Source organism: Oceanobacillus damuensis (genome assembly GCF_001618145.1).
GTDB lineage: Bacteria > Bacillota > Bacilli > Bacillales > Amphibacillaceae > Oceanobacillus > Oceanobacillus damuensis.
Genome location: NZ_LQNF01000053.1, coordinates 1 through 17,886 on the forward strand (window position 1 = coordinate 1; position 17,886 = coordinate 17,886).

18 protein-coding genes and 1 pseudogene are annotated in these 17,886 nt (G+C 31.8%); all 19 read left to right on the forward strand.

What is annotated here, in order from left to right:
- Window positions 1–195 precede the first annotated feature (195 nt).
- Window positions 196–1,500, forward strand: coding sequence for a tyrosine-type recombinase/integrase (locus A4245_RS18735; RefSeq protein ID WP_067730753.1), 1,305 nt, complete (start codon window positions 196–198; stop codon window positions 1,498–1,500).
- A complete protein-coding gene (locus A4245_RS18740) occupies window positions 1,487–3,928 on the forward strand; it encodes a site-specific integrase (RefSeq protein WP_067730755.1) in 2,442 nt (813 codons plus the stop codon). The genes A4245_RS18735 and A4245_RS18740 overlap by 14 nt, the downstream gene beginning before the upstream one ends.
- Entirely contained in the window at window positions 3,912–5,828 is a 1,917-nt protein-coding gene (locus A4245_RS18745) for a site-specific integrase (RefSeq protein WP_067730757.1), read from the forward strand. The genes A4245_RS18740 and A4245_RS18745 overlap by 17 nt, the downstream gene beginning before the upstream one ends.
- Window positions 5,759–6,313 (forward strand): hypothetical protein, encoded by a 555-nt coding sequence (locus tag A4245_RS18750; RefSeq protein ID WP_067730759.1) that lies wholly within the window; start codon window positions 5,759–5,761, stop codon window positions 6,311–6,313. Before A4245_RS18745 ends, A4245_RS18750 begins: the two co-directional genes overlap by 70 nt.
- 5 nt (window positions 6,314–6,318) lie before the next feature.
- Window positions 6,319–6,671 (forward strand): annotated as a pseudogene (locus A4245_RS18755) (zinc-binding dehydrogenase); the annotation flags it as partial.
- A 204-nt stretch (window positions 6,672–6,875) separates the two neighbouring features.
- Window positions 6,876–7,181 carry a hypothetical protein gene (locus tag A4245_RS18760; RefSeq protein WP_067730761.1) on the forward strand — a complete coding sequence of 102 codons (306 nt, stop codon included), beginning with the start codon at window positions 6,876–6,878 and terminating at the stop codon, window positions 7,179–7,181.
- Window positions 7,182–7,226: 45 nt separating this feature from the next.
- Window positions 7,227–7,388: a hypothetical protein gene (locus A4245_RS20245; protein ID WP_157087770.1), complete on the forward strand. Its 162-nt coding sequence runs from the start codon at window positions 7,227–7,229 to the stop codon at window positions 7,386–7,388.
- A gap of 433 nt (window positions 7,389–7,821) precedes the next feature.
- Complete coding sequence (locus A4245_RS18765; RefSeq protein WP_324609871.1) at window positions 7,822–8,334, forward strand: GNAT family N-acetyltransferase; 513 nt, start codon at window positions 7,822–7,824, stop codon at window positions 8,332–8,334.
- A gap of 72 nt (window positions 8,335–8,406) precedes the next feature.
- Complete coding sequence (locus A4245_RS18770) at window positions 8,407–8,922, forward strand: GNAT family N-acetyltransferase (RefSeq protein WP_067730765.1); 516 nt, start codon at window positions 8,407–8,409, stop codon at window positions 8,920–8,922.
- 527 nt (window positions 8,923–9,449) lie between these two features.
- Window positions 9,450–9,827, forward strand: coding sequence for a hypothetical protein (locus A4245_RS18780; protein WP_067730769.1), 378 nt, complete (start codon window positions 9,450–9,452; stop codon window positions 9,825–9,827).
- Between the two features lie 817 nt (window positions 9,828–10,644).
- Window positions 10,645–11,103 carry an ASCH domain-containing protein gene (locus tag A4245_RS18785; RefSeq protein WP_067730771.1) on the forward strand — a complete coding sequence of 153 codons (459 nt, stop codon included), beginning with the start codon at window positions 10,645–10,647 and terminating at the stop codon, window positions 11,101–11,103.
- A gap of 89 nt (window positions 11,104–11,192) precedes the next feature.
- Window positions 11,193–12,017 carry an aminoglycoside adenylyltransferase domain-containing protein gene (locus tag A4245_RS18790; RefSeq protein WP_234402445.1) on the forward strand — a complete coding sequence of 275 codons (825 nt, stop codon included), beginning with the start codon at window positions 11,193–11,195 and terminating at the stop codon, window positions 12,015–12,017.
- A gap of 143 nt (window positions 12,018–12,160) precedes the next feature.
- Window positions 12,161–12,508, forward strand: a complete 348-nt coding sequence (locus A4245_RS18795; protein ID WP_067730773.1) for a hypothetical protein — start codon at window positions 12,161–12,163, stop codon at window positions 12,506–12,508.
- 135 nt (window positions 12,509–12,643) lie between these two features.
- Window positions 12,644–13,048, forward strand: a complete 405-nt coding sequence (locus A4245_RS18800) for a hypothetical protein (RefSeq protein WP_067730775.1) — start codon at window positions 12,644–12,646, stop codon at window positions 13,046–13,048.
- A gap of 191 nt (window positions 13,049–13,239) precedes the next feature.
- Entirely contained in the window at window positions 13,240–13,398 is a 159-nt protein-coding gene (locus A4245_RS20460; protein ID WP_199860719.1) for a DUF6241 domain-containing protein, read from the forward strand.
- A gap of 104 nt (window positions 13,399–13,502) precedes the next feature.
- Window positions 13,503–14,129 (forward strand): hypothetical protein, encoded by a 627-nt coding sequence (locus A4245_RS18805; RefSeq protein WP_067730777.1) that lies wholly within the window; start codon window positions 13,503–13,505, stop codon window positions 14,127–14,129.
- Between the two features lie 587 nt (window positions 14,130–14,716).
- Window positions 14,717–15,313: a hypothetical protein gene (locus A4245_RS18810; RefSeq protein ID WP_199860720.1), complete on the forward strand. Its 597-nt coding sequence runs from the start codon at window positions 14,717–14,719 to the stop codon at window positions 15,311–15,313.
- Between the two features lie 1,092 nt (window positions 15,314–16,405).
- Entirely contained in the window at window positions 16,406–16,936 is a 531-nt protein-coding gene (locus tag A4245_RS18820; protein ID WP_067730783.1) for a GNAT family N-acetyltransferase, read from the forward strand.
- Window positions 16,937–17,156: 220 nt separating this feature from the next.
- A partial coding sequence (locus A4245_RS18825; protein ID WP_067730785.1) for a phosphotransferase enzyme family protein occupies window positions 17,157–17,886 on the forward strand: 730 nt, incomplete at its 3' end.

Below are 17,886 nucleotides of genomic sequence, written 5' to 3' on the forward strand. Positions count from 1 at the left end.
AATCTCCTACACCAGTTAAAAATCCATTAGGGTTCATTAAGAAAGCGATATCCAAAGGTTGGACACATACAACACTCCCTATAAAGAAAGAAATGTAGCGCGAATTCCAAAGACAGAAAATAAGGAAAGACGTGAACCATTCCCTTTTTACGATTGGTTGAACGATTAGATAATCCATTTTAGGAGGATCCTCATATGTATATCAAAGATAGAGAAACAAAACTTGGTACGGTTTATGAGCGTTACAGCAGTAAAGATGAAGTGATTCAGAAAACTGCTTCTCTAGGGTTTGTTAAAGAATCTACTAAAAGCAGAAAAACTTATTTTATTATTACCAATATAAACGTTCAACCCTTTTATGAAGCTAATTATTATTTAAATGTAATCCTGCGGGATACGGGTTACAGGAATAGAGAACGAGCATTCAATGCTTTGAAACTCTTCTTTGCTTATGTTCAACTATATGGTATTGATTATCAAAAAAACGTTACTAAAGAAGACGTAACTGGACTAAAGGTATTTTTAAAAGGTGGATATCAGCAAGATGTTATAAATCTTCAATTAAGTAAGGGAAGAATTAAAGATACTAGAAATAATTATTTTGGTGTATACTGGGATTTTTATAAAACAATGTTCCCTTCACAAGATGCGGATGTATTTAAGGTTAAGCGAACATCAGGAAATTCAAATAAAGGTAGTTCAAAGAACCGAAAGGCAGATCTTACTATGTTAGGAGTCCCAAAATACATAAAAGAATCTCAATATGACCTGATTATGGAATTAATAGAAAAAGAATACACAATAAGAGAGCAAATAATAATTGATTTGATGTTTTGGTATGGGTTACGCATAGGAGAGGTGTTAGGTCTTACTGTCGAAGATATCGAACCAGATGGGACTGTTATAATTCGTAATCGAGTATCTGATCGACCAGATCAAAGCTCGAAAGGACTTACCAGACCGAAATCTATAGAAGAGTACGGAACGGATAAAGATTTAAAATTATACGGCCAAGGATTTACTGATGTAATTATTGACAGTGACTTATTAGACTTAATAAATGTATATATCGATGAAACTCGCGGCCCGATGGTTCTTTCAAAATCACCAAAGAAAAAAGAAAACATTAATACAAAAGCAAAGGCAGACAAATGTGGTTCTATTCGTTTGAATGGCGAAAATACATATCTATTTTTAAATAAACGGGATTGTACTCCGTTAACACAAGGCGGCTGGAACTATATATTAAGGGGAATTTTCAAAGAAGTTGGAATAAGGATAGACCAAGAGGTTAAAGAAATTAATTTAAGTCATCGATTTAGGCATGGGTTTGCTATGTACCATGTAAAACAAGGTGTACAAATATTAGAGTTACAAAAACTAATGCGTCATAATGATCCTAATAGTTGTGCTGCTTACTATAATCCTGATGACGATGACAAACTAGAATTACGAGAGAAACAACTGCAAAGGAGAAGAGAAAAATATGGGCAGGATTAAAAAGGCTTATGTACCTGAGAAATACCTTGATATAAATGAATTAACTAGTGTCATCGATGAAAAATTACAAGACAAAGATATCAAGTGTTTATTTTCTAAATGGTTGGAACAAGGTGAATGGAAGCAAGTAATTGTTTTGAACGGAAACACTGGGACTGCCAGACAACCATTAATGTCGCAAAGAAATCTTTTAAACGGCCTTATTACTCTCCTTTCAAGATTTGTTGTAAATGAACAAGGATTAAGTTGGAAAAACTACTGTAAAATGATGCATAATCTTCCTCCTGCTCAATCAACTTGCCCTCACAGTTTATATATAGTGTTAATTAATAATTTCTTTAAATTTGCTTCTTTATATACTAATAATGAAGAGATAAGTCATTATTTAAGAAAATATAGATATATTTTTTTAGATAATGAGTTACCTAAAAAGCGGAAAAACACTATAAACTTTGATGTTGAATTTATACAACAAAATATAAGGACAAATTTTCCCTTAGATTCATTACCACATCAAGTTATAACTACAAGATGGGATGAATGGAATTACCAAGCGCAAAATTTTTTCGTTAAATCGAAGAATAAGTTTGTTTTTTCACTTCTAGAAAGATTTATAGAAGATTTCAGGCGTTATAATTCACCCAATAAACGAAAAGCAATATTTCAGACGCATAACAAATTTTATTTAATTTTCTTTGAAGAAAGCTTATCTGGAAGAAAAATTGATAAGTTTGAGGATTTTACCGAAGGAACATTTCGAACACAATTAAGTTACTATAATTCGCTATTAAAAGTTTACAATTTCACCCTTGACGAAAAGAGTTTTTATTCACCTTTTTTATTTCTTATTAAAGTTTACCGGTTTCTTGATCAGGTTTATGTCGAGGATACTGGTAAACACTTATTCGATACTCCTACTTTTAATGTGGAACTATTTAATGCAAAAGATTATCAAAGACTTATTGAGGAAGGGTATCAAGCAGTAGTTATTAATCCTTTGGAGGAATTTCCAGAATCGGATAAATGGATGGTAATAACTGAGAAAAGATTGGGGTGGCTAAATCGAAAATATGTAAGTATTGATTTTCAAAAAGTAAAAAATGACGAATTGCGAAATGAACTTAAAAAATTTGTTTGGTATGGAATACCTGACGATTATAGAGGTATACAATATGTCAACGCACATTTGACTAGATTGTTAAATGATGCCTATGAATTTTATGAAGCAACAAATAAACTTTTATATATAAATAAAGTGACAAAAACAAAATTATTTTCAAATGAATTTCTATTTACTTACTATAAAAAGTTAATGTCTCGCACCGATTTTACTTCTCAAACAAAAGATGCGTTGTTAAGTGAGATAAAGAAATATTTGAGATTCTACCAAACAGAATACCAAATTCCTGAATTAGTATTCAAACAAATGAAGTTTTTAAATGAGAAGGGGTATCAAGAAGGGAGTCCAATGTCCCCTAAAGATTTTGTTGTCATCCGAGAAACTTTTCGGGAGATGTGGCAAGGGGAAGATGAACTTTTATTCATTATCTTTCAGTTGTCAATAACAACACCAATGAGGATTGGCGAGATTTTAGCTTTAGAGAGAGATTGCATTATAAGCTCGAATGATAAAAAAGGAATTGTGCGTTTTAAGAGTAAAACATCTGATGGAAGATATATTGAAGAGCCGTTTTTGCTAGAAACAATACGTTTAATACAAAGAGCAATCGAATTATCTAATTCAGCATTTGAAAAAGCAAATAATAATTACAAAAAATATGTCTTTATTGGTTTTAATCAGAATTTTACTAAAAAACAAGTTGTTCACCTAGAAAGTCGTTACAAAGCTTACTTTGAGGAAGTTATTGGCAGTTTATATGAAGAGGGCAAAATAGAGGAAAAATATATTCCATACTCTGCTAGAGATACTTTAATTAATGAAGTATATGAGAGTGTAGAAAATAATGAGATTTCTTTAACTGAAGCAAAGACTTTAACTTTAAACTCTCCAAGTGTTGTGATGAGGTCATATCTTAGTAGAAAAAGAAGAACAAAAGCGTATATGGAGGCCTTTTATGAAATAGATATCAACGAAGACCCTGTAGGTACAATATTACGAGATGAAAAACAATCAAAGCCCTTTCCTCCCGTTCAAGAAAATGCCGGATTATGTAATAGTGAAGAGTGTATAAAGATAGACTTAGAGGAAGATAGTTACTATAAATGTTTAACTTGTGGATTTTTTATTACTTCATTAGAACGGCTCCCAGTTTTTGAAGAACGGTTAAAATTTTACAAAGAAAAAGAAGAAAGTAGTTCATCAAGGATTAAACGACTTTTTTATAAAGGGTTAGCAGAACTCTATGCAACTTATATAACTGAAATGTATGTGATGTTGGAGGAAAACAAAAATGACGGAAGCTTTTAATCCAGTTGATATAAAGTGGAATACGGTGAATATCGCAGCAATTTGTTTAAATGGAGAAACGAATGCCATAAAACGTAATTTTGATGAACCAGACGACTTTATCGCAGATGGTATACGTTTTTCAGATAACTATTGGGATTTAGGAAATAAAAGAATAGTTGATAACGGTTATCCTAGATTCGATTTTACTCAAATAATCTCAAAACCTTTTCGTGTCATTTTAAAGCTTATGGTTATTCGTAATAGGTATTATGTAGGTAATTCATTCAATCAAATTAAAGAAATATTTTATAATGTAGTAAAGTTTGTTAAATATTTAAATAGTGAAAAACATATTGATCGTGTAGAGTTCATTACACCTAGTTCGATAAGTAACTTTATAGAATCCTATAAAAATCACAGTTCTAAGTACAGAGAGGGTCTACTAAGTTCCCTAGAAAAATTTATACAAGAATTGGAATTAGGCGGATATGATGATGATTCGTTAATCATAGACCTTATAAAAGAAATAAAAAAGCAAAAGAAATCAAATCCAATAAGCTATAATAAACATCAAAATATCCCTCGTAAATTTTATAAAGCAATCATTGATTGTGCTTTAGAAGACTTGAGAAATGTACATCTGCATATTGAAAATCGAATAATGGCTTGTTTGATAGTAATACTTGGGGAGACTGGTATGAGGAAAGGAGAATGCAGACTTCTAGAAGCAGGGAAATTAAAAGATATTACTGTGTTCGAAGGAAAACCAAAAGCCTATTTTCTTGAATTTTGGACCTATAAAACAACTGTAGGTGCTGGTAGATGGACAAAATCTAAAGCATTTTCAAATATGATTGAAGCATATAAAATGCTTGAAAATTTAACAAAAGAAAAAAGAGAAAAATTTGAAATTAACTATTTAGTAACGAACAATAAAGGAAATGTGTTGAGTAAAGCAACTTTTTATAATAGATTTTATGATTTTTTCCATCGAAATAGAAATAAATTAAATATAGATTCCCTAGCCAACTATGAGTTGTTTCAACTAAATCTTCACCGTTTTAGTAAATGGAACTGGCTTGAATATCGTGAAGAAAAAAGTAAAGATTGGATTGGGACAACCTTTTATGCAGTAACCCCTCACCAATTCAGGGTTCATATGGCTAACTTTTTAAGAGATAAGGGTTTATCCCTTGAATGGATTAAGGAACATATGAACCATATGTCTGAGGATATGACCAAATGGTACTTTAGAGATCCTGATGAGATACAAAAAGCAATGATAAATAATTCTTCTCCAGATGGAACAGTATTAGAACCGAATGAATACACAGTAGTTGAAATGACAGAAGAGGATTTAAAGCAGGCTTATGAGACGATTAATAAGTTTCTCAAAAAAAATAAGTTAAATATATTTAGGGACTTTGACGAAATTTTAACTATTTGGCAATACAATCCTTTAAATGAATCACTGGTAGGATTATGCCGCAAGGCAATAGGTGCAATTTGTGAACGTCAAGAAAAACTTTCTACACTTGAAAAATGGTATTATATTTCACCTCAGTTTCCGGATATATCGTCATTTGACTTTACTTATGAACGGTTTAAAGAAAAGGTGAAAATCGTTGAACATAACAAGGCTTTATTTGAAAACGAAGAGATATACAAAAGATCATATGAGGTAGAGTATGGCTCACTTAAAAAGTATTATAAAAATCGTTTGAAACCAGAATATGATTTAGTCCTTTCAACGTTGGGGGAAAAAGGATTAGATTATATTACAACTGCCCTCCCTAATTTAAAAAAAGTTGTTAATCAATTAGATTTAATAGATAAGGAGATTCAGAAATGGGTAACCAACCTGAAATTAGAGAGTCCGTTAAAGAACGAACAAAAAAATATGGAATTGGTGAATTAGACCAACAGCGGAATAACATTCAAGAGCAATTAATAAAAATTGAGGAAAACTTTCAAAACGTTATTTCAGAGCAAAATCATGTAAAAAAAAGAGTTAAGCAATTAACAAAACATAATATACTTAGCGTTTCGGAAGCAACAAACATTCCTAGAGCAACTATAAATAACAATCCCAACACCTTAAAATTTTACATAGAAAAACGAATTGAGGAAATACAAAAAGAAGATATTCTAGGTATTGATAAAGCGAAGCAATCTATAGAAAAGAATGAATTTTTTTCGGGCTTGGTAGAAGATTTTAAGTTGCAATTTGTGGAACGATATGAATTAGAATTACAGATTGAATACTTTGAGAAAGAATTAAAGACAAAGCTTCAACAAATTGAAAAACTCACAAGAGATAAGACTGAGTTAGAACAAGAAAATCAACAATTGAAAAGGCAATTAAACAAAGCAAAAGTGAAAGTCGTACCGATCCGTTCATAATACCAATGGGTGTAGATGCTGCAATTGATTCTATTGGGGGTTCTGATGGTAATGAATTAGCATTTAGTGTCCGCCCTAATGGCAATTTTATAACGATTTGTCTCTTATCAGAGGTACAAGTAAATTGGGCAGATATTGTAAACAAGGCAAAGGTAAATGCTAATATATTTCATTTACGGAATTGGAATAAAAATGTCTCGGCAGATAAATGGCAAGAAACTTTTAATCATTTATTAAGGCTAGTAGATAATAAAAAATTACGTTTGATGATGGTAGATTCCAAGTATGACTTGTCGGATGTGAAAAGGCAATTGATGTTGTGGAAACTTCTAAAATAACTACAGGGAAGTATTTTTAACTAGCTAATGAATTAATAATCATCAACAAAACTTAGTAATAAAGGACCTTTTGTTGTTCCGCTAAAGGGCCATTGTTAAAAAAGTGTAAGAGTAAAAATATCTAATTTGAAGACTGGTTGTGAAATGTTACACTTAAACTAACTGGCAGGTTAGTACAGGAAGAAGTAGATTATTATCAACCTTAATCAAAGGAGTGAGGCACATTGTCGAAAACTAAATTTCTGTTGATTGTGTTCTTATCTTTATTTCTAATCATTTTAGGTGGTTGTAGCACAGGAAAAGAAATTACATTAGAGCAAGCAAAAGAGATTGCATTGGAAGACGCTCCGAAATTTAAACCAGATAATAAAAGTTTTGAGATTTGGGAAATAGAAGAAACGAATCGAGGGTGGATTATCATGATTAGTTCAAGTGAACCAAAGCATGAAAAACCCACACCAAATATTTTGTATGAAGTAGGTAAAAGTGGAAGTATATTAGACCGTGAAAATATGGCGATAGCAGAATAAAGCATTCAATTAACTGGTGCGAGAGTTTAAAAAGGGGGAGTATAAATGCGTTCTACTAAAATAATGTTACTAGGCATTGCATTGATGCTTGTTGCATTATACATACCTGAAGTTGTTTTTAGTGGTAATGAGATTTATCTATTAGGTTTAGGGTTTATTATTGTAATAATAGGCTTTTTCAAAAAATATAAGAAAGAAACTTTATAGATAAGATATTCAATTATCTGGTGCAATTGTTCGATTAGAGCAATCCTTTTTTCACTAACGGGGCAGGTTAGTGCAATAAAGATGAATGACAAAAAGGAGGATTGTTATGGGTTATTTCAGTAGTTTAATAATAATTTCTTCCTATTTGATTGGACCAGTTGCGATAGTTTTGGTAATGATATGGATTTACAAAATCAAATCGAATAGTGAAACTCAAGTTAAACAGAACCAAGAGATAATTCGACTGTTAGATAAACTGAAAAAGTAGAGGAAAGTTACTCTTCAACTAATTGGTGCAATCCAAGAAGAAGGATAAGCACCTTTTTTGTTGAATTTATAAATAGGGGAAGAAGCATGGATAAATAATTTGTTTATTACGAGGGAGAGGAATGGCTTGTTAATACATAAGATAGACGAGGAAGTCTCTTTAAGGATGCTTAATGAAGATGACACAGAGGGATTTTACAACTTAACTATTAGCTCTAAACAATATTTAAAGGAATGGCTTGGTTGGCTTGATTACATCGAAAGTGTTGAAGATACTGCAAAAAATATTAAAGCCAGATTAAATGCTTTTGCGGAGAATGGTGGTTATCCAGTTTCTTTTGGCATTATTTATAAAGGGGAAATTGCTGGAACAATAGGATATAATGATCTTGATAAAACCAACAAAATTGGTGTTGTGGGATATTGGTTGGGAGAGAAATTCCAAGGTAAAGGTATAATGATAAGAGCTTTTAAAACTTTAATAAATTATGGATTTAAAGAACTTGGGCTTAATAGGATTGAGGTCAGTGTGGCCACAGAAAACCATAAGAGTAGATCACTTCCAGAAAAGTTAGGGTTTAAAGAAGAGGGTAGATTAAGACAAGTAGAATGGTTATATGATCATTTTGTTGACCACATTATTTATGGACTTTTAGCTGATGATTGGAAGAAAAGTTAGACTATCTGTTATTCAATAAAGGGTGCTATCTAAAAAAGTACAGCATATTAAATCATCGAATTGGTGGTAATTATGATGGATATTATAATTGAGAAATTACAAGATGAAGATTTAGAGAAGTTATTTGAATTTGAACTTGAAAACAGAACTTATTTTGAGGAAATGATTCCGAGCCGTGGAGATGATTACTATAACTTTGAGACATTTAAACAAAGAAACAAAGCCTTGATAGACGAACAAGATCAAGGATTATCTTATTTTTATTTAATTAAGAATAAAGAAGGGTTAGTTCTTGGAAGAATAAACTTAGTTGATATCGAAAAATCAAAGGGTCTTGGTCATATCGGTTATAGAGTGGGAAAAGCATATACAGGAAAAGGTATTGCTAACAGAGCATTGAATCTATTATTGAAAAACACAACCCAGTTAGGCATAAGACAGATTTCAGCGAAGACAACAACAAACAACTTAGCGTCTCAAAAGGTCTTGGAGAAAAACGGATTTCGGTATTTAGCATCAGCTAATGAAGAATTTAAAATGAATGGACAATTATTATCTTTTGTTTATTATGCTTGGGAGAAACAATAAAGATAGCTTCTTCAACTATTTGGTGCAAGAGTTAAAATAAGGCAATCAGAATTTAACTATCTTTTCTTTTTCTAATAATGTTAGGAATATTATGTTAACGTTAAATAAAAGGTTGTTGAGATATATGGCAGTTTAGTACAACAATAATTAATAAAGAGGGAGAAATCTATGGATATGGTGTCTTGGTATGTAGGCAGGTTTTTAATACCTATATTGTGCATTATATTTTGTTTAAATTTAGTATCTATATTGAAAAAGGTAAAGAACGAGGAAAAAACTACAGTTAATACTGTTTGGCTTACAATTTCTTTTACACTTATTATGTGGACCATAGCATTAGTAGCTTCATCAAGTTTTTATTAAGCTAACTGGTGCAAGAGTTTAATAAGGCGGTCATCAAAACATCGTCTTTTTTTTTAGTAAATATTTTTTGAACATTATGTTAATATTGAGAATGAAGTTATTCAACTATAGTGGCAGGATTATTGAATAAGATACATAAAAACTTTGTTCAAGGAGGGAATATCTTGAAGAGTCCAGAGAAGTTAGCAATTTTATTATTATTTACCTTCTCTTTGTTTTTGACAGGGTGTGGTGTTAAATCATTAAGCGGTGAATCTGAAAATTGGATAGGGCATTATACAGGTACTGAAGAAAATAAAGAGAGAGTTAGAGAGTTCGTTATAACTCCAAAAGATAACGAGGAAGTTACAGTACCCGTCTCCTATGAAATAATTTCTGAAAAGGATGATATAGAATTAGTTGGTACCAAACACCTTGATTCTAATACCTTGTTTATTGAAAGTAGGTGTTCTGATTGTAGAATTTCTCTTCAAAGTAATGAAATTGAAATTCAGTTGGAGTGGGATGGAAATGGGGAGACGTTAGTTTTAACTAAGAAGTAGATATATACTTATTGAAGTAACGGGTGATTTAACGAAAGAAAGAGTTACCGCTTGGCAGCTCCTAACTATTATTGAGCTAAAGAAGCAGGATTATTGAAAAAGGGTTGAAAAAATATAGGGTGAGAAAATAATGGACTTTGATTTGTTAATTAGTCAGGGATTTTTGTTGCTATGGTTACCCTTATTCTATTTGGTTTTGTATTTGTTCCATAGATATATTCCATATGGAATTATTGTGGTACAGATATTGTTCGTTTATATATGGACCTTATTACCTTACTTCGATGTAAGTTATATAGGATTTTTACATTACGATAAGATACCAGTATTTTGGGTAGTTTCGTCAATCATACTACTGTTTTCCATTCATAAAAAGAAGTAATGTTGTTGTACTAACTGGTGCATTAATTCTAGAAGGATTAACGCTATTTTACGTCGAAGTTTTTGTACTAAAGGGGCAGTTTTCTTGAATAAGAATAAGTATCGAATGAGCAATTTAAATACAATGAATAACCTCTTTTGTTAGTTGGAAATTTAAAGAAGAGGTGGTTAAAAAACAAATTAAAGGTGGGATATAATTGGATTTTTTGGTTTCGATAGGTTTATTGGTCGGTGTCGTTTTCTTAATCTTCTTTTTAGCATATATAAAAACTACTAAAGAAAACAAATCAGATGAGGAATAAATATTTTTATTAAACAAACTGGTGCTTTACTTCAATTAGGGAATGCATCCTTATTCAATTAAAGCAGCAAATTGTATAATAAAAAAACATTAAGAACTCACAATTTTAATATCTAAAAGAGAGCAGGTTGATAAATGAGTAATGATTCGATTATTAATATGTGGGAGGATTATCGAAAAATTAACCCCAATACACCTAAAGAATATGAATCTTGGGCATTTGGCGATTCAAAAGAAATGGCTGATGAACTTGCAAGGTTAGTGTTAGAAGGAACTAAAACAGCAACAGCATCAAATTATACGTTATATGAATTTGAAAAGGAACCATTGCCGTATGTTGGTCTTCACAATATTATTCTGGATGGGAATGGAGAAGCTGTTGCGATACTAGAAACTACATCAGTAGGAGTTGTTTCTTTTGATGAAGTGACAGAGGAACACGCATATGTAGAAGGTGAAGGTGACCGTACACTGAAATATTGGCGTGAAGTTCACGAACCCTTCTTTAAGAAAGAATTTGAGAACATAAATCAAGATTTCGATTATAAAATCCCTGTTGTTTGTGAGAGGTTTAAGCTACGATATAAAAAATAAAGTGTGTGTCTATATTTCACCAACTGGTGCTTTAACACAACAAGGAGATCGTCAATACGGCGGTCTTTTTTAACTAAAGGGGCAGGTTTGTGGAAGAAGATATGGGGGATTTATCAATGGATTACGATTGGAAAACGTGTTCTTCTGACATAAAAGATTTTATCTTTAATCTACAAAAAGGGATTAACGAAATAATAAATGACGATTACGTTGGTTTTTATATACACGGTTCCTTAGCGATGGGAGGATTTAATCCGAACAGTAGCGATATCGATATTTTGGTTGTTACAAACAAACCAATGAAAGTTAAGACAAAACGGATTTTAGCAAGGTTCTTTTTAAATTATTCTAATTCGCCATTTCCAGTTGAAATAAGTTTCCTGAATAAAGAACAATTAAAGGACTGGCAACATCCCTGTCCATTTGATTTTCATTATAGCGAGTTCTGGAGAGAACGGTATCAATATGATTTGTTAAGGGATACATTCAACTTTTTAAATGAAGATATTAACACTGATACAGATTTAGCAGCTCATATAACAATAACTAACCATAGAGGTATATGTGTAGATGGTGAACCTATTGATAAAGTTTTCCCTTTGGTACCACGGTCAGATTATATAGCTTCAATAGTAGGTGACTTTCAGGAGTGTTTAGAAAATATTGAAGAAGCCCCAGTTTATTGTTCTTTAAATTTGATTAGAGTGTTTTGGTATCTTAAAGAAGGAGTTATTTCGTCAAAGCAAGAAGCAGGAAACTGGGGGTTAAAAACTTTGCCACAAGGGTTACGAGTTACTATTAGAAAAGTGTCCTATACTTATGCAAATAAGCAAGATACTTGTGCTTTTGATAAAGATGAACTCATATCGCTGAGAAACTATATTTCAGAAAAAGTGCAAGGGTTATTGCACTAAAGGGTGCAAGAGTGAAACAAGGGGGTTGTCGATGGTCGCATTTTTCCTTTGGAAAATTCAATTCTTTTTCGAATGTTTTGTCATTATTGAGGGAGAGATTTTAGCTAACGTGACAGGATTATTAAATATATAGGGGTGATGTATTGATAAGTTATATTATCGGAATTGCAGGGGTTATAATATCAATTTTAATGATAGTATTATTTCTAATCGGGCTTTGGAATAGTAAAATTCACTCATTTAAGGCTGGTGTATATTTTTTTCTGCTTCTAATTATACATCAACTTTATCCATTCATGGCACAACCTTTAATAAGAAATTATATTGATACTATTATTATTGAGAATAAGGAACCGATGTTAGGAATGACAATTGGAGAATTAGTAGCTACCTTATCACTTATTCCAAAGATGATTCTATTGGTTGCGTTTACTTGTTTAATTTATGGTTTACGTAGGCTTTGGAACCTAAAAAGTGTATCTCCAGAATAGTAAAGTTAGGTATTTCTACTAAAAACTGGTGCTTTCCTTAAAGAACGATAATAATCCTTGCTTATTCAAGCGAAGGGTCAAAGGGTTAAATATAAGATATCAAATCATTATTATTTTTAAAAGTGAGGTATATCAATGAGAAAGAAGTCTAAGTTGTTAATTGTTCTTGTCATCATCCTTTCCCTTAGCTTGTTATTAAATATTTATTTTGGAGTTTCCAGTCTTATAAAAAGCACCTATACCCCCGATTCAGAGGACAGAGATATTTTAGCTGAAATGACAAAAATGGTAATTGATAATGAGGTATATCAAGAGATTGCTGCAAAAGAAACGGTTTATGCTATTGAACAAGGCGTTAGTCGATTTAATGTGGGTGATCCATCTTCTATTCATCATTATGAGATTCAAGTTCAAACGGAGAAGGAAACATATATATTTACTTGTATTGACGAGAAGTGTACAGATGTAAGTAATGAAGGCTGGACCTATTCCAGATATAGGGAAGAAGAGCCTATATTACCTTTGAACAAAAACAATTGATTTTTTACTAATACTACCTTTGTTCATTTAACCAGCTAATAAACGCTCGTCCCTTATTTCACTATTTGGTGCTTTACTTGAATAATCTCCATGACCAAAAGACCTTAAATATGCACCATTTTATACATGGGCAGTATGTTTAAGGTCTTTTGATATACAGAAAATATACTGCCATTCCATACATGAATTAAATGCCAAATACATTGGAAGTTGCAGATTTAACATACGGAATCGAGTATAGAGCGATTTTAGAGAAATGGGCAGTAGATGATTTTAGTGAAGTGGACAAAGATCCTAATGCTATTTGGGAAATGCAAGGCGGAACTATAGGTGAGCTACAGGAATACTAAGTGAAGAAGAAGAACAGGAATATATCGAAAGTCAAAAATAAGAGAATAGGTTGAATTTTTGTTAAAAATAAGATACGATTTAGAAAAAAGGGGAAGGGGATTTGATGAAAAAAAGTTTAATTGTAGCAGGTTTACTGGTGTTGGGTGCTGTCCTAACAGGAGCATTAGTACAAGCCGACGATTCACTAACGGATGAAGATTATCGGGAAGTTGCCAGCGCATTAGCAGAAAATGAAGTAAATAACGAAGAGACAAAGGAAAAAATCAGGAAAGCTGTAAAAGACGGAGACTTAAAACCTGAAAAGGTGCGACCAGATTCTACGAAAGGTCCTTCCGAGTTTGAATTAACCGTTGGAGGTTTTTCTGACCCAAGTTTTTACCAATCTAATTATTTATTGCGTGCGGCACATACAGGTGCTTCCATAATCACATTGAATATTAATTTCAACAACGGCGGACTAGCTGTAGACAAAGAATCCATACAAGAAACTTTGGAGCATATAGAAGAACGGCTGACATTAATAACAGAATATAGTAGTGGCCATAAAAAAGCAGATGATATACAACGGGCAATCGACTTGACGAATCAAGCACTGGCTGACGGTGCCGATTTAGGCGACCCGATCTTAGATGAAATTCATGAGATCATTCATGAGTTGGATGAATATTTCAATGTAGACCGTTTAGAAGAAGAAAAAGTAGACAAATATGGTGAACCAATTAACAATTAAAGTTGAATTTCCAAGAAGAAGTAACCACCGTTACTTCTTCTTTTTTTATTACTTTATAATATAAATAAGGGATATGAAGGAGGAAAAATTATGCCAAGTTTATTAATTAATAAGAGTGGGTAAACAATTCCGGTTTACTCTTTGCTTGGTACTGGTACTTATTTGGGGTATATTGCAACAAATGAATTTACGCAGCAGTTTCAAGGACAACTGGTGCTTACAATGTAGGATTTTATTCAGGTGGCAAATGGATTGATCATGGGTACGTTGTGGATTAACAAGTAGGAACAGGTGGTTATGACAGAGCCTATAGTTCACAGTACGATTATGGTTCCGAGCATGACGGTTCGGAATATATTTATGGATACAGATTTTGGGTCCGCCATAAATGCCGAGTGTTCCTTGGTGATACGGAATTTACTAGCTTGTACTCTAGTGCGAATGATTTCGTTATTGTGAAAGGAAATTCCACTAGTGGTTCGTCGCATCCATATATCGGTTGAACATAGTAGGATACTCTAAGAATGGATATATCTATATTGAGACATCAAATCATTGGTGTGATACGGATATAGAAATCGGATATAATGATCAAAGCCAAACTGCTGTTTACGGTAAATGGTAAAATGGATTCATTTTATTTGAAATATTGGATATTAAGAGCAAACTTGTATATGATGAAGATAATTAAGTTTATAAAAAAGGGGATTTGCTGTATGTTTAAAAAGTCCATTTTAGGACTGGTGCCAGTATTGGTTTTGGTCGCTTTCTTTTTCATGATAAATGAAAAAGAAACCAAACCAACAAAAATACAGGCGGAATTAGCAGAAACAGAATCAGCAACAGAAGAAGTTAGTCCTGATAAAAACAGTCCAGACATTCTTGAAGGAGTTGAGTTTCTTTCTGTAGATGATTTTATAGAAAGTGCAAAGAAAGATATTAATTCAAACCCACCAGAATATAGGGACCCTTCAAAAGAAATGTGGCAATTCCATGTGGCAAGATATACAGGGGATTATGCAAAACACTACGCAGCACTTTCTACAGACAAGCAAGAAATTGAAAATCTAAACAACTTAGAAGAAGCTGCAGGAAACTTGTTTACAGTCGGAGAACCGTTTGAACCAAAAGGAAACCAAGAGGAACTAGTGGAACAACTAAATAAAGCATTAGATGAATTTTAAGGCTGTTAAAAAACAGCTTTATTTTTTTAAAAGAAGTTGTCTTTTTAAATATTTCATTCTAAACAGGGCGGGTAATTCTTCCAATTGTTTGAAAAAAACCAAAAAATGTGGCTGGGACATAACAAAAGTACCATTGCTAAAAACAATTGATTTCGAGATAAGCAAGCTCTAAAAAAGAACAAATCCGAACTAATTCGAATTCTAACTAAAGAATTCTGAATCATAGTTCGGATTTTTCTATAACTAAACCACTTTTGTCCCAGCCTCATTTTCATGACACAATTATCGCGTTAAGTCCATTACAGTTGTGCTTGATTGGTTGATTCCATAATTGAAAGTATAATTATCGCTTACTTTTAATCCAATTGGTTGTCCGCCAATAGAAGCACCTAATAAGTGATATCCATTAATAGATATTCTTACATTTTTATAGTAGTTATAAAAGCTGCGGATCCAAGATGTTTGTATATGGCATTTATTATATGAATATTAGAATTAATGTATAATAAGAATATGGATTCATTGCATATTGATGTATTTTTATACAATAAACTTTCAAAACTTGTTCCACTAACGGGGCAGAAGAATTGAAGAAGGGGGAAGAAAAGAATTTGGGAACAAGAGAAAAACAATAAAGATTGGATTGTTTTTTGGTAGCATTCATAATAATATTCGGCGGTTCATTGTATTATGTCTATTTCTTTGCACCTAAAAACTCACTTGAATTATATCAGGAATTAAATTTAGTAGACGACTTTTTCAGGAAGTACAAAAACTTATATTAGAGGGCTATGAAGACAACTTTATAGAAGAAGATTTTAACTTTATTTAAGATAATTCAGCAAATCATATAAGTCAATTTTCTCTAATTGAGTATAATAAAAAGTCTTATGTAATTATGACTTCGTCTAGAACTGAAAGATTAAAGGTTCTTGCAGTTGAAGAATTGCCAGAAGATATAAGAGAGTTCTTCTTGGAATTATCAAGATAGAAATGACCTATAACAATATGGTGCGATTATTCGATAAATATAGTCGCTTCTTGTGCTAAAGAAAGCAGTTTAATTTAACAAGGAAATGGAGGTTGCTTAATATGTTTTCGTCAAAAAGAATCCTATTACGTAAAGTGGAAAAGAATGATATTGAACAATATCATTCTTGGAGAAATGACACAGATGTTATGTTTTCAACAAGTTCATCATTAGATTTATATTCACTTGAGGATACGATAGATTTTGTAGAAAATGTTCTAATAAATTCTAAGTCATCTAAAAGTTATATTATTGTTGAAAAGGAAAATCAGGTTTCTATAGGAGTTACGTCACTGATCAATATTGATTATAAAAATAGAAATGCGGAATGTATTATTGATATCGGTGAGAAAAAGTATTGGGGTCAAGGATATGGAAAGGAAGCATTAAGGATGCTGTTAAACTATGCATTTCAAGAACTTAATCTACATCGTGTATCATTAAGAGTTTTTTCTTTTAATGAAAAGGCAATTCGTTTATACAACAAGTTAGGCTTTAAAGAAGAAGGTATTAGTCGTCAATCCTTATTTAGGAATGGTGAATGGAATGATATTATACATATGGGAATTTTAAAAGAAGAATATATTAATTAAATTTTATAATTACTTCTTCAACAAGCGGTAGCAAGAGTTAACAAGGCGATCATCAAATTGTTGTCATATTTTATAAAAAACTGTAATTTGTTTTTGGATTTTTATGGTAGTGTTCAAGTGTGAAGTTATTAAGCTAAACGTTGCAGTCTAGTTGGTGGATTATCAACTATTGAAACTATTTCCCTAATATTACGTATAATACGAGAGGGAGAGGGATTTTTTGGATAATTTAATTTTATCTAAAGGTGCTACTCTATTTAATGGAGATGTAAGAGAATTAAAATTAGTTGGTGGATTTTCGAATAATGTATTTGAGTGTAATCGGAATGGTGAAATATTTATTCTGAAATTTTATCTTAGTACAAAATATAAAAAAGAATCGGTTAAAGCAGAATTAGACTGGATAAGCTATTTACACAAATCAGGGGTTAACGTTACTGCTCCTTTACCATCTATTAATGGGAAAAAAATGGAGATTATCCGTGGAAACAATAATGAGGAATGCTACGTATTGGCATTTGAAAAAGCAAACGGTGCATTTATTGATACTTCCAATACTGATAAATGGAATGAGAAATTCTTTTATAATTGGGGAAAAACACTTGGGAAATTACATTCCTTGTCAAAGACTTATAAACCGTCGGGTGAAAGTATTAAAAAGCAAGAATGGAATAAAGGGTTATTGTTTACTTCAAAGATTGATGGGATTAGTAAGGTTGTTGCTGAAAAATGGAATACATTCATTAGTGATAGCAACAAATTGCCAAAGGATATACATAGCTATGGAATGATTCATAATGACCTTCATCAAAAAAATTTCTATTTAGATGATGAAGATATAATATTATTTGATTTTGGGGATTGTGAGTATAACTGGTTTGTTTATGATATTGCAATTGTTATATATCACGCCTTACAAACAATTGATGAAAATAATATACAAGGAAGAA